The sequence below is a fragment of the Kitasatospora sp. NPDC087271 genome (genome assembly GCF_044744605.1).
Taxonomy (GTDB): domain Bacteria; phylum Actinomycetota; class Actinomycetes; order Streptomycetales; family Streptomycetaceae; genus Kitasatospora.
Genome location: NZ_JBIUYQ010000020.1, coordinates 103270 through 116322, shown reverse-complemented (window position 1 = coordinate 116322; position 13053 = coordinate 103270). Strand labels below are relative to the sequence as shown.

General features: G+C 74.2%; 12 protein-coding genes. 7 read left to right on the top strand and 5 right to left on the bottom strand.

The features are described 5' to 3' along the window. Positions 1 to 8: 8 nt before the first annotated feature. Complete coding sequence (locus ACIO9K_RS28420) at positions 9 to 1487, bottom strand: MFS transporter (protein ID WP_400334264.1); 1479 nt, start codon at positions 1485 to 1487, stop codon at positions 9 to 11. Further along, positions 1484 to 2047, bottom strand: a complete 564-nt coding sequence (locus ACIO9K_RS28415; protein ID WP_063350572.1) for a helix-turn-helix domain-containing protein — start codon at positions 2045 to 2047, stop codon at positions 1484 to 1486. The genes ACIO9K_RS28420 and ACIO9K_RS28415 overlap by 4 nt, the downstream gene beginning before the upstream one ends. A 263-nt stretch (positions 2048 to 2310) precedes the next feature. Between ACIO9K_RS28415 and ACIO9K_RS28410 the strand changes: the two genes are divergently transcribed. Then, complete coding sequence (locus ACIO9K_RS28410) at positions 2311 to 3621, top strand: DUF5685 family protein (RefSeq protein ID WP_400334261.1); 1311 nt, start codon at positions 2311 to 2313, stop codon at positions 3619 to 3621. Positions 3622 to 3811: 190 nt separating this feature from the next. Here ACIO9K_RS28410 and ACIO9K_RS28405 read toward each other — a convergent pair whose 3' ends face one another. Beyond that, positions 3812 to 3979, bottom strand: a complete 168-nt coding sequence (locus ACIO9K_RS28405; RefSeq protein ID WP_350879489.1) for a hypothetical protein — start codon at positions 3977 to 3979, stop codon at positions 3812 to 3814. 187 nt (positions 3980 to 4166) lie between these two features. Here ACIO9K_RS28405 and ACIO9K_RS28400 point away from each other — a divergent pair, with 187 nt between their 5' ends. Then, positions 4167 to 5372 carry an alginate lyase family protein gene (locus tag ACIO9K_RS28400; protein ID WP_400334258.1) on the top strand — a complete coding sequence of 402 codons (1206 nt, stop codon included), beginning with the start codon at positions 4167 to 4169 and terminating at the stop codon, positions 5370 to 5372. 154 nt (positions 5373 to 5526) lie between these two features. On the opposite strand, the gene ACIO9K_RS28395 is transcribed toward ACIO9K_RS28400, so the two are convergent. Then, positions 5527 to 6366 (bottom strand): HAD family hydrolase, encoded by an 840-nt coding sequence (locus tag ACIO9K_RS28395; RefSeq protein WP_400334255.1) that lies wholly within the window; start codon positions 6364 to 6366, stop codon positions 5527 to 5529. A 421-nt stretch (positions 6367 to 6787) separates the two neighbouring features. Between ACIO9K_RS28395 and ACIO9K_RS28390 the strand changes: the two genes are divergently transcribed. Continuing rightward, the gene (locus ACIO9K_RS28390) at positions 6788 to 7657 is read left to right on the top strand and encodes a chitosanase (protein ID WP_400334252.1); all 870 of its coding nucleotides are present in this window, start codon (positions 6788 to 6790) and stop codon (positions 7655 to 7657) included. Positions 7658 to 7932: 275 nt separating this feature from the next. Continuing rightward, positions 7933 to 9201: an ROK family protein gene (locus ACIO9K_RS28385; RefSeq protein ID WP_400334249.1), complete on the top strand. Its 1269-nt coding sequence runs from the start codon at positions 7933 to 7935 to the stop codon at positions 9199 to 9201. Between the two features lie 15 nt (positions 9202 to 9216). On the opposite strand, the gene ACIO9K_RS28380 is transcribed toward ACIO9K_RS28385, so the two are convergent. Beyond that, entirely contained in the window at positions 9217 to 9786 is a 570-nt protein-coding gene (locus ACIO9K_RS28380; RefSeq protein WP_363586491.1) for a TetR/AcrR family transcriptional regulator, read from the bottom strand. A gap of 101 nt (positions 9787 to 9887) precedes the next feature. Between ACIO9K_RS28380 and ACIO9K_RS28375 the strand changes: the two genes are divergently transcribed. From ACIO9K_RS28375 to ACIO9K_RS28365, 3 genes are all read left to right on the top strand, one after another. Continuing rightward, positions 9888 to 10358 (top strand): DUF1348 family protein, encoded by a 471-nt coding sequence (locus ACIO9K_RS28375; RefSeq protein WP_400334246.1) that lies wholly within the window; start codon positions 9888 to 9890, stop codon positions 10356 to 10358. A gap of 139 nt (positions 10359 to 10497) precedes the next feature. Next, entirely contained in the window at positions 10498 to 11544 is a 1047-nt protein-coding gene (locus ACIO9K_RS28370; RefSeq protein ID WP_400334244.1) for a hypothetical protein, read from the top strand. 231 nt (positions 11545 to 11775) lie between these two features. Beyond that, a complete protein-coding gene (locus ACIO9K_RS28365) occupies positions 11776 to 12972 on the top strand; it encodes a hypothetical protein (protein ID WP_400334241.1) in 1197 nt (398 codons plus the stop codon). The last annotated feature ends 81 nt before the right edge of the window (positions 12973 to 13053 follow it).

Here is a 13053-nt window from a genome sequence, read left to right as displayed (position 1 = left end):
GGCCTGCGCTAACGGACCGCTGTTCGCCCACGGCTCACCGCGACGGGCTCGCCGGTCGCCTCCCGGGCCGCCCGCCGGCCGGCGAACACCGAGGCCAGGACGGCGAGGGCGGCGACCGCCGCGCACACCACGCTGGTGGCCAGGTAGGCGGAGCGGTGGTCGCCGCCCCCGGCGGTCTGCCGCAGGTAGACGCCGGACAGCGCCGAGACCGCGACGGCCGCCGCGATCCGCTGGGCCATCTGCAGGATGGCCCCGCTCACCCCGGCCGCCTCGGCGGGCGCGTGGCGCAGCACGTACGCCTGGTTGGTGGCGCCCATCACGCCGATCGAGGCGCCGCCGAACAGTTGCAGCAGCGCCAGCAGCCAGGGCAGGACGGCCGCGGGCGCCCAGTGCGCGACGAGTCCGCTCGCCAGCATGACCAGGGCGGAGCCGGTCATGCCCGCGGTGATGGTGCGCCGCCCGAAGCGCTGCACCACCCGCCAGGCCAGCGCGGAGGCGACGCCCATGGCCACCGCCGAGGGCAGCGCGACGAGCGCGGCGCCCATCGGGGAGAGCCCGAGGCCGTCCTGGAGGAACATGGTGAGCACCAGTCCGGCGGCGAGCGAGGAGCCGAACTGGGCCATCGCGGTCGCGGTGCCGAGCGCGTACGGCGCGGAGCGGGTGAGTGCCGGGTGGATCAGCGGGTGGCCGCCGGAGCGGGCGTAGCGGCGCTGCCACCAGGCGAGGGCGCCGAGCAGCAGGACGGCGACGGCGGCGAAGGCCAGCCAGCCGGTCCAGCCCGGCGGTTGGACGAACGGCAGCATCAGGGCGAGGGTGAGCGCGGCGACCAGCAGCAGGCCGACCAGGTCGAGGTCGGCGTGCCGGGCACTCGGGCGCGGCCTGGGCAGGTGACGCACCGCCAGCGCGACGGTGGCCAGGCCGAACGGCACGTTGAGCAGGAAGGTCAGCCGCCAGCCGTGCTCGGGGCCGGCCGCCGCCAGGACCGCGCCGCCGATCGGCGGGCCGAGCGCGAAGGCCAGCCCTCCCGTGACGGCGTACATGCCGAGGGCGCGGGCCCGTAGTTGGCCGTCGAACACGTCCTGGAGGGTGCCGATCATCTGCGAGTTGACCAGTCCGGCGCCCACGCCCTGGAGCAGCCGGGCGGCGATCAGCACCTCGGGCGCGGTGGCGGTCGCCGAGACCAGGCTGACCAGGGTGAACAGGGCGAGGCCGGTGACGAAGAACCACTTGCGGCCCCTGACGTCGCCCAGCCGCCCGCCGGGGATCAGTGCCAGGCCGAAGGCGAGCGAGTAGCCGGCCACGATCCACTGGAGGTGGGCGGGCTGGGCGTGCAGGCTCTCGCGCAGGGCCGGGATGGAGGTGTTGAGGACGGACTGGTCGAGCAGCGTGGTGAAGCCGCCGGCGACGCAGACCAGCAGGACGCGGCGCCCGGCGGCGTCGAAGCGCTCGCGGGGCCCGGCGGCTATCCGGGTCTTCGGGCGCCTCACGGTTCCACCACCACCAGGGCGTACCGGGCGTCGTCCGGGCCGGGGGCGCGGAAGCGGCTGGTCCCGGAGACGTAGCGCAGGCAGTCGCCGGGGCCGAGCAGGTGCCGCTCGCCGTCGACGGTGAGCTCCAACACCCCCTCGAACACCCACAGGTGGTGTTCCAGGTCCGCCACGCAGGGGCGGTCGTAGGCGATGTCGGCGCCGGCGGGCAGCCGGCCCTCGACGATCTCGGCGCGCAGCGAGCCGTGCGGCGGGGAGACGGAGCGGCGGACGAAGCCGGTGGTCTCGTCCCGCCAGATCCGCTGGTCCGCGGCCCGCACCAGCCGGGCCGGCGCCGACTCGACCTCGGCGAGCAGCCGGGACATGGTCCGCCCGTAGACGGCGCAGAGCCGTCCGAGCAGCGCGGCGGTCGGGCTGACCTCGGCCCGTTCGACGCGCGACAGCGTCGAACGGCTGACGTCCGCCAGCCGGGCCAGTTCCTCCAGCGTCCAGCCCCGTTCCAGCCTCAACTCGGCGAGCCGGTTGGCGAGCCGCTCGTCGGCGGCCGTCTCGATTCCCATATTCGCGATGCTATCCCGGATATGAGATCACTCCCAGGGGCGCGGGCGGCTGTGGCCGGGGCGTGGAGAAGGGCGGGAGGCGTGGACTCGGCCGGGACGGCGCGCCGTGTTCGGGTGCGCGCCCCTGCGCTCCTCGCGCCCTCGCCCTTCCTCCGGATCCTCCGCCCCCTCGGCTCTTCCGCCCCCTCGGCCCGGGAGGGGCGGTGATCATATGATGTGCGGCGGATCAGGGCTGGTCAGCGGCCCACCGGCGAGGGGGAAACGTGTTCGGCATCATCAGACCGTGCAAGCACCGGCTGTCCGAACGGCTTCAGGCGTCGTGGCTGGCGCACCTGTGCGGGCTCTGCCTCGCGCTGCGCGACGACCACGGCCAACTCGCCCGCACCGCCACCAACTACGACGGCCTGATCATCTCGGTCCTGGTCGAGGCCCAGGCCGCCCGCGAGGACGCCTCCTGGCGGCGCACCGCCGGGCCCTGCCCGCTGCGCGGCATGCGCACCGCCTCCGTCGCCCGGGGCGAGGGCGCCCGGCTCGCCGCCGCCGTCTCGCTCGCCCTCGCCTCGGTCAAGATCCGCGACCACGTCGAGGACCGTGACGGCGTGTTCGGCCGCCGCCCGGTCGCCGTCGGGGCCCGCGCGGTCACCCGGCGGTGGGACCGGCAGAGCGCCGGCAGCGCCTCGACGGTCGGCTTCGACACCGGTGTACTCCTCGAAGCCGCCTCCCGGCAGGGCGAGTTGGAGCGGTCACTGCCGCCCGGCGGCTCAGTCCTGCTGGTCACCGAGCCCACCGAGACCGCCACCTCGGCCGCGTTCGCGCACACCGCCGTCCTCGCCGGACGCCCCGGCAACGCCGCCCCGCTCGCCGAGGCCGGCCGGCTCTTCGGCCGGCTCGCCCACCTCCTCGACGCCGCCGAGGACCAGGCCGCCGACGCCGCCGGCGGCGCCTGGAACCCGCTGACCGCCACCGGCACCGGCCGCGCCGAAGCCGAACGCCTGTGCCGCGACGCCGTCCACGGCATCCGGCTCGCGCTGCGCGAGGTCGAACTGACCGACCGGGCCCTGGTGCACCTGCTGCTCGCGCACGAGACCGAGCGGGCCGTCGAGCGGGTCTTCGGCCCGGCCGCCCACGCAGCCGCCTGCCAGACCCGGAACGCCGGACCCGCCGCCGACGGGTCCGCGCACCCGGCGACCGGCGGGCACCCGCACGCCGCCGCCGGGGAGCACCCGCACGACGCGCCGCCGCGCCAGGCGCCGCCCGGGCAGGATCCCGGCCGGACCCCGCTCCCGCCGTGGGTGCCCCAGGGCCCCGGCTTCACCCCGATCGGCGCCAAGCCGCCGCGACCGCGCAACCTGCTGGCCGGGTGCGCCGTGTGGGCGCTGATGGCCTGCACCTGCCAGTTGCTCTGCTGCGAGCACGACGACCCGTTCAGCCGGGAGCGCCGGGAGGGCTGGTGCCAGCGGCACGACTGCGACTGCGCCGACTGCTGCGACCCTTGCAATTGCTGCAACGGTTGCGATGGCTGCGACGGCTGCGGCTGTTGTGATGGTTGTGACTGCTGCGACTGCAGTTGCTGACGTGCCGTACCGTCAGCCGTCCGGATTCCACCGCGCCGCCGGCGGCAGCGGCGGCATCTGCGACACCGCCACCTGATCGACCGCCACCGGCCCGGAGCGCCCCCGCGGCACCCCGGGCCGGTCAGCCGGCCCGTACGCCTCACCGCGCCGCCAGAGCGGCAGCACCACCACCGGGCGCCGCTCCGGCCCGTCAGGCATCGGACCCGGCCGCCGCCCGGCGCCTCGCCCGGTCAGCCGTCCGATCCGCCGCCAGCGAGTTCTCCAACCGCGCCAGCAACTCCCGGAACCGCTCGGTGTCCTGCTCCGTCATCCGCCCCTCGGGCGCCGCCCCCGGCCACTCGGCCGTCATCTCGTTCATGGGTCCGACGTTACGCCCCGACGATCAACAGGCGATAAATGCGGAACGCACGCCTACGGGTGCGGCGGTGAACGGAGCCGGTCCTCTTGGCGCGCACGGGGGTTGGTGGTTCACTTTCCATGTTAGGCAGCTTTCCTAACATGACATCAGCGCTCGACCGCCTCCCCCGCGAGAGGAACACCTCCCCATGGGACGTAGCAGCACCAGGACACTGATCGCCGCGGCGGCACTCGCCGCCCTGCTCCCGCTCGCCTCCGCACCGGCCGGGGCCACCGCACCCGTCGCACCCGCCCCGCACAGCCCGCGGGCCGCGTTCCAGCACCCCGGCGTGCTGGTCGGCGACCAGCAACTCCGCTTCCTCAGGGACAAGCTGGCGGCCGGGGCCGAACCCTGGACGTCCGCCTTCGCCGACCTCCGGTCGAGCAAGTACGCCTCGCTGGACTGGCGGCCCCGGCCGCGCGCCACCGTCGAGTGCGGGTCCAGCTCCCACCCCGACAACGGCTGTTCGGACGAGCGCGACGACGCGATGGCCGCCTACGCCCACGCCCTCCAGTGGGTGCTCACCCGCGACCAGCGGTACGCCGACAAGGCGATCGAGATCATGGACGCCTGGTCGGCCGTGATCCAGGAGCACACCAACAGCAACGCCCCGCTGCAGACCGGCTGGTCGGGCAACAACTGGTCCCGGGCCGCCGAGTTGATCCGCCACTCCGGGGCGGGCTGGCCGGCCGCCTCGATCGACCGCTTCGCCACCATGCTGCGCACCGTCTACGTGCCGCTGCTGTCGCCCGGCAGCCCGCGCAAGAACGGCAACTGGGAGCTGATCGAGACCGACGCCCTGATGGGCATCGCGGTCTTCCTCGACGACCGCGGCCTGTTCGACCAGGCCGCCGGCATGTGGCGCAAGCGCCTGCCCGCCTACGTCTACCTGTCCTCCGACGGCGATCTGCCGGTGCCGCCGCCCAAGGCCGGGATCGAGGGCGAGGCCGCGCTGGTGAAGTACTGGTCCGGCCAGTCGACCTTCGTGGACGGGCTCTCGCAGGAGACCTGCCGCGACTTCGGGCACACCGGCTGGGGCCTGGAGGCCGCCGCCCAGACCGCCGAGACCGCCCGGCTCCAGGGCCTCGACCTGTGGGGCGAGGGGCGTGAACGGCTGGTCAAGGCCCTGGAGTTCCACACCGCCTACGACAACGGCGCGAACGTGCCGGACTGGCTCTGCGACGGTTCGGCGAAGACCGGCCTCGGCCCGGCCGTCCAGCTCGCGTACAACGAGTACCACCTGCGCGAGGGCGTGGCGATGCCGCAGACCGAGCAGTACGTGGCCGCGCACAGCCCGTTCGGGGCCAACTACTTCATCGGCTGGGAGACCCTGACCCACACCAGCGCGCCCTGACGGCGCGGGCGGAAAGCGGCGGTTCCGGGAGTGCACCCGCCCGGAGCCGCCGTCGCGGCTGCTCCCTTCCCGGGAGCGTCCGTTCCGGGAACGGGCCTTCCGGTAACGGGTGGTCCCGGAACGGGCGTTCCCGGGAACGCCCGTTCCGCGCGACTCACCCCTCGGGGAACAGGCCCTCCAGGACGACGGCCACCCCGTCCTCGTCGTTGCTGCCGATGACGTGGTCCACCGCGGCCAGCACCTCCGGGTGGGCGTTGGCGACGCCGTACGAGGTGCCCGCCCAGGCCATCATCGGCAGGTCGTTGGGCATGTCGCCGAACGCGACCGCCTGCTCGCGGGTGATCCCGCGCCGCCTCGCCAGGTCGCCGAGCGCGGCGGCCTTGCTGACGCCCTGCGCGACGGCCTCGACCAGCCGCTCGCCGTTCGCGTGGTAGACCGTCACCAGCTCGCCGAGCACCGGGCGGGCCAGCGCCAGCAGCTCGTCTGCGGACAGCTCCGGGTGACGGCCGATCAGCTTGGGCGCCGGTCGGCCGAACAACCGTGTGTCGTCGAGGCGTTGCACCGCGGTGTCGGCGTCCCAGGCGCCCGCCTCGTAGTGCGCGTCCCCGGCCAGCTCCTGGGCGTACTCGACGGCCAGCCCGATCCCCGGCACGGCCTCGCGCAGCCGCCGGGCGCTCTCGCCGAGCACGTCGACCGGGATCGGGTTCTCGGCGATCACCGTACGGGTGCGCATGTCGTAGCCGAAGGCGCCGTTGGAGCAGATCGCCACGCCCCGGTGGCCGAAGGCGGCCGCGATCTCGCCCATCAGGCGCGGCGGGCGGCCGGTGACCAGGACGACGAGCCCGCCGGCCCGTTCGACCCGGGCGAGGGCGGCGACGGTACGGGCCGAGACGGTGCGGTCGCCGCGCACGATCGTCCCGTCGAGGTCGGTGGCCACCAGGCGCGGCGGCCGTATCGGGGTGACGGTGGGTGGGGTGGTGCTCGGGAGGCTCATGGGTCGGTGCTCCGTGCTGGTCGGGGTTTCGGTGGGGCGGCCGGGCGCGGGGACGTGTCCAGTACGCGCGCGCACGGCGCAGGCGGTGCGCACGCGGCGGGCACGCGGTGTGTGCGTGCGCGCGGGGCACCCGGGTCGGCGGTGCAGGGAGCTCGCGGGCCGGGCCCGGCGGTGGCCGGGCAGCCGGTCGCCAGACGCTCGGACGGTATCACCGGGGTGGCCCGATCGGCGACGGCCGAACACCGCCTCCGAGGCCGAAGTAATTTTATTAGGAAACTTTCCTTACCTTATGGACCGCCACCGACCGCAGACCGTACTCTGCTGCCGCGAGCTCGCGCTCTTGCCCCCACAGCGCCCGGTCGACCGGCGCGCCACCCCCCACTGCCTCCGGCGGCACCGCCCCGGAGATCGGAGCACACCCATGCGAGTTTCCCGAACCCGACGCCTCGCCGCCGCCACCGCGGCAGCCGCCCTGGTCGCCGGTGCGGCCTGGGCCGCCACCTCCGCCTCGGCGTCCGCCGCCCCCGCCCGGGCGACCGCCACAGCCGTGCAGCGGGCGTCCGCAGGCGGCCTGACCCCCGATCAGCACCGCCGGGCCGACCAGCTGATCAGCATCTTCGAGAACAGCACCACCGAACTCCAGTACGGCTACGCCGAGAACATCAACGACGGCCGCGGCGTCACCGCCGGCCGCGCCGGCTTCACCACCAACGACGGCGACGCGCTCAAGGTCGTCCGCGCCTACACCGCCGTCTCCCCCGACAACCCGCTCGCCCGCTTCATCCCCGAGCTGGAGCGCCTGGCCTCCGCCGGCAGCGGCGACACCAGCGGCCTGCCCGAGAGCGACTACGTCGCCGCCTGGAAGCAGGCCGCCCAGGACGCCACCTTCCGGCAGGTCCAGGACGACCAGGTCGACCAGCGCTACTTCACCCCCGCCATGAACCAGGCCGACCAGCTCGGCCTCACCACCGCCCTCGCCCGCGCCGAGCTGTACGACGCCTCCATCCAGCACGGCAACGGCAGCGAGTACGACGCCCTGCCCGCCCTCATCAGCCGCACCAACGCCAAGGTCGGCTCGCCGTCCGGCGCCGGCGAGAGCACCTGGCTGAACGCCTTCTTCGACGTCCGCGTCGACGACCTCACCAACCCCGCCAACTCCTCCACCGCCGCCGAATGGAGCAAGTCCGTCGACCGGGTCGAGTGCCTGCGCCGGATCGCCGCCACCGGCAACTACAACCTGGACGGCCCGCTCAGCGTCACCGCCTTCGGCTCCGGCTACACCATCAGCTGACCCACCCGCACCCGTCGAGCCCGGGGTCCGGTATGTGGGACCGGACCCCGGCCCGGCGAAGCCCGCCCCCGGACTCCCCGACCCCGGCGGAGCGCGGCCGCGCCGGGCGATCCGACCGCCGGTGGCGGCAGGGAGCCGGGACTCCCCGCCGCCACCGGCGGTCCGCGCTTCCACTCCTCCACTCCGCCGATCCGCTCACCGCCCGTCCGCTCACCGCCCGTCCTCTCACTGCCCGTCCTCGTTCGTCGGCTGACGAGTGCCCTACGATCGACCGAATGAGCACAGCAGGACGGACTACGGCCACGGACGGGGCGCCGCAGCCCGTCACCCTCGCTCCGCTGTCAGGGCCTGGACAACAGCCGTGGAACCGGCAGCGGCTCCGGAGCAACAACGAGTGGCTCCTGCTGGAGCGGCTGCGCCGGCACGGCCCGCTCTCCCGGGCCCAACTCGCCCGCGACACCGGGCTGTCCAAGCCCACCGTCTCCACCGCGCTGGCCACTCTCGAACTCGCCGGACTCGCCCGCGAGGCCGGCCGGTTCGCCCCCGAGCGCGGCCGCACCGCCGTCCTGTACGAGACCGACCCGGCCGCCGGGCACGTCCTCGGGCTCGACATCGGCCGGGCCCGGCTGCGGGTCGCCGTCGCCGACCTGTCCGGGTGCGTCGTCGCCCGCCGCGACCTGCCCAACCGCGGCCGCTCGGCCAACGCCGTCGCCGACGCCGTCGTCGCGGCCGCCCGCGAGGCCATCGCCGAGGCGGGCCTGCCCGGCACCGCCGTGGCCCACACCGTGGCCGGCACGCCCGGGGTCTGGGACGAGCGCAGACGCAGCGTCAGACTCGCCGCCAGCCTGCCCGGCTGGGGCCGCCCCGGCCTGTTCGACCGAATAGCCGACGGCCTGGGCACCACCGTCACCGTCGCCAACGACGCCAACCTCGCCGCCGTCGGCGAGTACACCTACGGCGCGGGCGCGGGCAGCCGGCTCTTCGTCTACCTGCTGGTCGGCACCGGACTCGGCCTGGGCGTGGTCAAGGACGGCGAACTGCTGACGGGGGCGCACGGCGCGGCCGGCGAACTCGGGCTGCTGCGCCTGCCGGGCTGCACCTCCACCACCAGCACCGGCACCGGCACCGGCACCGGCACCACCCTGGAGGAGACCGTCTCCGCCGACGCCGTGGTGCGCACCGCCCTCGACCTCGGGATGCGGCGGCCGCTCACCGCCGAGAAGGTGTTCACCCGGGCCCGGCTCGGCGAGCCCGCCGCGGTCGAGGCCGTCCGGCAGGAGGTGGACCGCCTGGGCTACGTCCTCGCCGTCGTCGCCGCGCTGCTCGACCCGGACATGGTCGTCCTCGGCGGCGGCATCGGGCGCAGCGCCGACCTGCTGCTGCGCCCGATGGAGCAGGCCCTGTACGAGCGCTCCCCGCTGCGGCCCCGGTTGGAGCCGAGCCGGCTCGGCCAGGACGCCGTCCTGCTGGGCGCCGTCGCCACCGCCCTGGAGGCGGCCCGCCCCGAGGTCTTCGAGCGGCGCACGGCCCCCGTCCCTGGCTGACGGCCCCCCGGTCCGTCAGGTGCGGGCGGACAGGGCGGCGTCCAGCAGTACGCGGGCGGCCGCCTTGGCGTCGGCGGCGGCGCTCGGGTCGCCGTGCACGGCGGCGGTGGTCATCGCCCCCTCGGCGAGCAGCGCCAGCTGGGCGGCGGTGGCGGGCGGGGCGCCGGCGGCCTCGGCCAGGCAGACGAGGTAGGCGTTGAACTCCTCCTTGTGCTGCCGGGCGGTCGCCGCGACCGCCGGTGAGACGGCGCCCAGCTCGCCGAAGGAGTTGACGAACGCGCAGCCCCGGAAGCCGGGTTCGGCGAACCAGCGACCGAGCCAGTCGAAGACGGCGAGCAACTGGTCGCGCGGCGGCGTGGCGGCGCCGGCCACGTAGGCGGCGAGGTTCGCCCGCCAGCGCCCGTCCCGGCGCCGCAGGTACGCCTCGACCAGGTCGTCCTTGGACGGGAACTGCTGGTAGAGCCGGCGCATCGTCAGGCCGGAGGCCGCCCGGACGGCGTCCATGCCGACCGCCTGGATGCCCTGCCCGTAGAACAGCTCCTCGGCCGCGTCGAGGATCAGGCCCCGCGGGTCGTGCTGGTCCATCTGCCGTGCCCTTTGCGTGAGAACGATGGTTCTCCTAGGGTAGCCGCTACGGCGAGAACGACCGTTCTCGCCGTCGGCTCCGCCGCACCCGAGGAGACCCCGTGACCGAACAGCGCCCTCCCCTGCCCCCGTTCACCCCGGAGACCGCCCGACGGAAGGTCCGCGCCGCCGAGGACGCCTGGAACACCCGCGACCCCCACCGCGTCGCCCTCGCCTACACGCCCGACAGCCGGTGGCGCAACCGCACCGAGTTCCTCACCGGACGCGAGCAGATCGCCGACTTCCTCACCCGCAAGTGGCACCGCGAACTCGACTACCGCCTCGTCAAGGAGCTGTGGGCGCACGACGGCGACCGCATCGCCGTCCGCTTCGCCTACGAGTGGCACGACGACTCCGGCCAGTGGTACCGCTCCTACGGCAACGAGAACTGGGAGTTCGACCGCGACGGCCTGATGGCACACCGCCACGCCGCCATCAACGACCTGCCGATCACCGCCGCCGAACGCTTCTTCCACTGGCCGCTCGGCCGGCGCCCCGACGACCACCCCGGCCTCACCACCCTCGGACTCTGACCCGGCGTCAGGCTCCGCTCCCGGCAGGGCGGCCGGGGCGGCTGTTGTTCCACGACCGTGACACGGCTCGCACCGGTCGTGGAACTCCCCCTGGGATGCTCCTCCTCGAACGCGAACAGCACCCGAGGGGGACCTGGAAATGTCCGTGCGCAACAGATTCGGCACCACCGCCGCGCTCGCCCTGATGGCCACCGTCGGCGCCGTCCTGCTCTCCGCCTGCGGCCCCGACAACGCCGGCTCGGACCCGACCGCCGCCACCGGCAGCGCGGCGCCCGGCGCCACCGGTCCGGGGACCCCGGCCCCGGGCCGCTCCGCCCACCCGAGCACCCCCACGCCGGGCGCCAAGGAGGTCAACGGCACCAGCGCCGCCAACCACCTGACCATCAGCACCGGCACCCGGGCCGTCGCGATGAACGGCACCACCGTCGACTTCGGCACCGTCGTCCGCGACCTCGCCTGGTCCCCCGACGGCAAACGAGCGGCCTTCATCGACGGGAACGGCGACCTCGTCGTCGCCGACCCCGACGGCGGCGCGAAGGTCACCCTCGCCACGGCCCCCGGCGGCGAGACCTGGTCCCACCCCACCTGGCAGCACGCCGCGCAGGGCCCCAGCGACCTCCCCGAATCCACCGAACGCTTCGACACCATCGTCTTCGCCGCCGCCGAGGGCGGTGTCCTGCGCCTGGAGAAGATCCCCACCAAGGCCGTCGGCGGCACCCCCGAGGTGCTCACCCCGCACACCTCCCTGGACGGCAGCGCGAACATGCCGCAGCCGCCGCAGACCGGCAACACCTGGGCCGACGCCGGCGGCCGGCACGGCGAGATCGTCTACGCCAACACCCCCGCCGACGAGGTCTACCTCTACGACGACTACATCCGCCCCGCCACCCGCGACCTGGGCCAGGGCTCCCAACCGGCCCTCTCCCCCGACGGCGAGCACGTCGTCTTCGTCCGCTCCGTCGACGGGCACGACCACCTGTTCACCCGCTCCAGCCGGATCGACCAGAAGGACGAGAAGGACCTCACCCCCGCCGCCGCCACCGACTACACCGAACCCGCGTGGTCCCCCGACGGCCGGACCATCGCGGCCCGCACCCCCGACGGCGTCAGCACCCTCCCCGCCGACGGCTCCGCCGCCCCGGCCCAGGTCTCCACCGTCAAGGGCCTCCCCGCCTACCGGCCGTGAGCCCCCGCATCGGGCAGCGTGATCGACGGACGCGGCCCGTTGAACCCGGGCGGCCCGATCATCCGTCCTTCACAAGGGGCTTGAGAAATCGCCCGCACGGGTTCGGGCCGGCGCACCGCGGGCGTCAGGCCTACGCAAGGGATGCGTATAGATCGAGACAAAGTGGCACTGATCGGCTGACCGGAATGCCATATTTTGTCCCGCCCATCACAGAACTCGCAAGGAGAGCACGTGCGTTCGACGAAGAAGCTGTCGGCCCTGGCCGCAGGCATGAGTGCCGTGGCCGTCCTGGGTCTGGCGGGGCCCGCGATGGCCGACGGCTCGTACGACCCGGCCCAGGAGAACTGCAACGCCGCCAACACGGTGACTCCCGGCTCGACCAGCCTGGTGTGGTGCATCGAGGCGGCGCAGCACACCTCGGAGGTCAAGAACCAGGCCCGCGGCGAGTTCGTCCAGGGCACGCTCGACATGCTGATCAAGGCGACCGGCGGCAGCTACAACATCATGGTCTTCAACATCAAGGGCGACAACGCCTTCGGAGACCCCTGGTACGTCCACAACTACGAGCAGAGCTTCCAGAACGTCGCCTTCACGTACGACGTCGACTACCACGACAAGACCTCGCGCGAGGACCAGACCTACCGGATCTGGGTCTTCTCCGGCGGCGGCAGCTTCGCCAACGGCTTCGACGGCGGCTGGGGCAACTGGGGGTTCTACGGACTCTTCAACCGGACCACCCGCGAGCACACCTGGACGTACCCGAGGGGCACGGGCAGCGCCGGCCAGCGCTACAACCACACCGACGGCGTCGTGAACTTCTCCCCGATGGCGTTCCCCGGCGTGCCGAGGGACCCGGGCACTCCCGCGCCGGGCGGGCTGCCGGCCACCCAGATCGTCCCCGCGATGCCGCAGGACCCCGGCACGCCGTACGACCCCGGGGTGCCCGCCACGCCGGCCAGGCCTCCGCACACCGGCAAGCCCGGTGAGCCGGCCGAGCCCGGCACCAAGCCCGGCACCGGCACCCCCACCGGCTCCGGCCGACCCGCGCTCAACACACCCGTGCACCTGCGGACCGTCAACAACCTCGGCGCCGTCGCCACCGGCTCCGGCGAGGGCGCCTCGGTGATCGCCGGGAAGCCGGGCGACGCGGGCGGCACCTGGACGTTCCGCGACGCGGGCGGCGGTCGCTACCGGATCACCAACGCGCTCGGGCGGGACCTCACCGAGAACACCGGCACCTACTTCGCCAACACCAAGGGGTGGAAGGGCTCTTCGGAGCAGAAGTGGGAGGTGAAGAACGTCTCGGGCGACCGGTACGTGATCCGGATCAGCGACCAGGACTGCCTGACCTACCACGAGGACGACAAGGAGCTCGGGGTGTGGACCTGCGACGGCTCCGCCGAGCAGCAGTGGACCATCACCCGCTAGCCATGGCGCCGTCCCGCCCGCGGCACGGGCGGCGGGCGGGCGGCGGGCGGGACGGCGAATGCCTTCGGCCGGGCAGGGCCC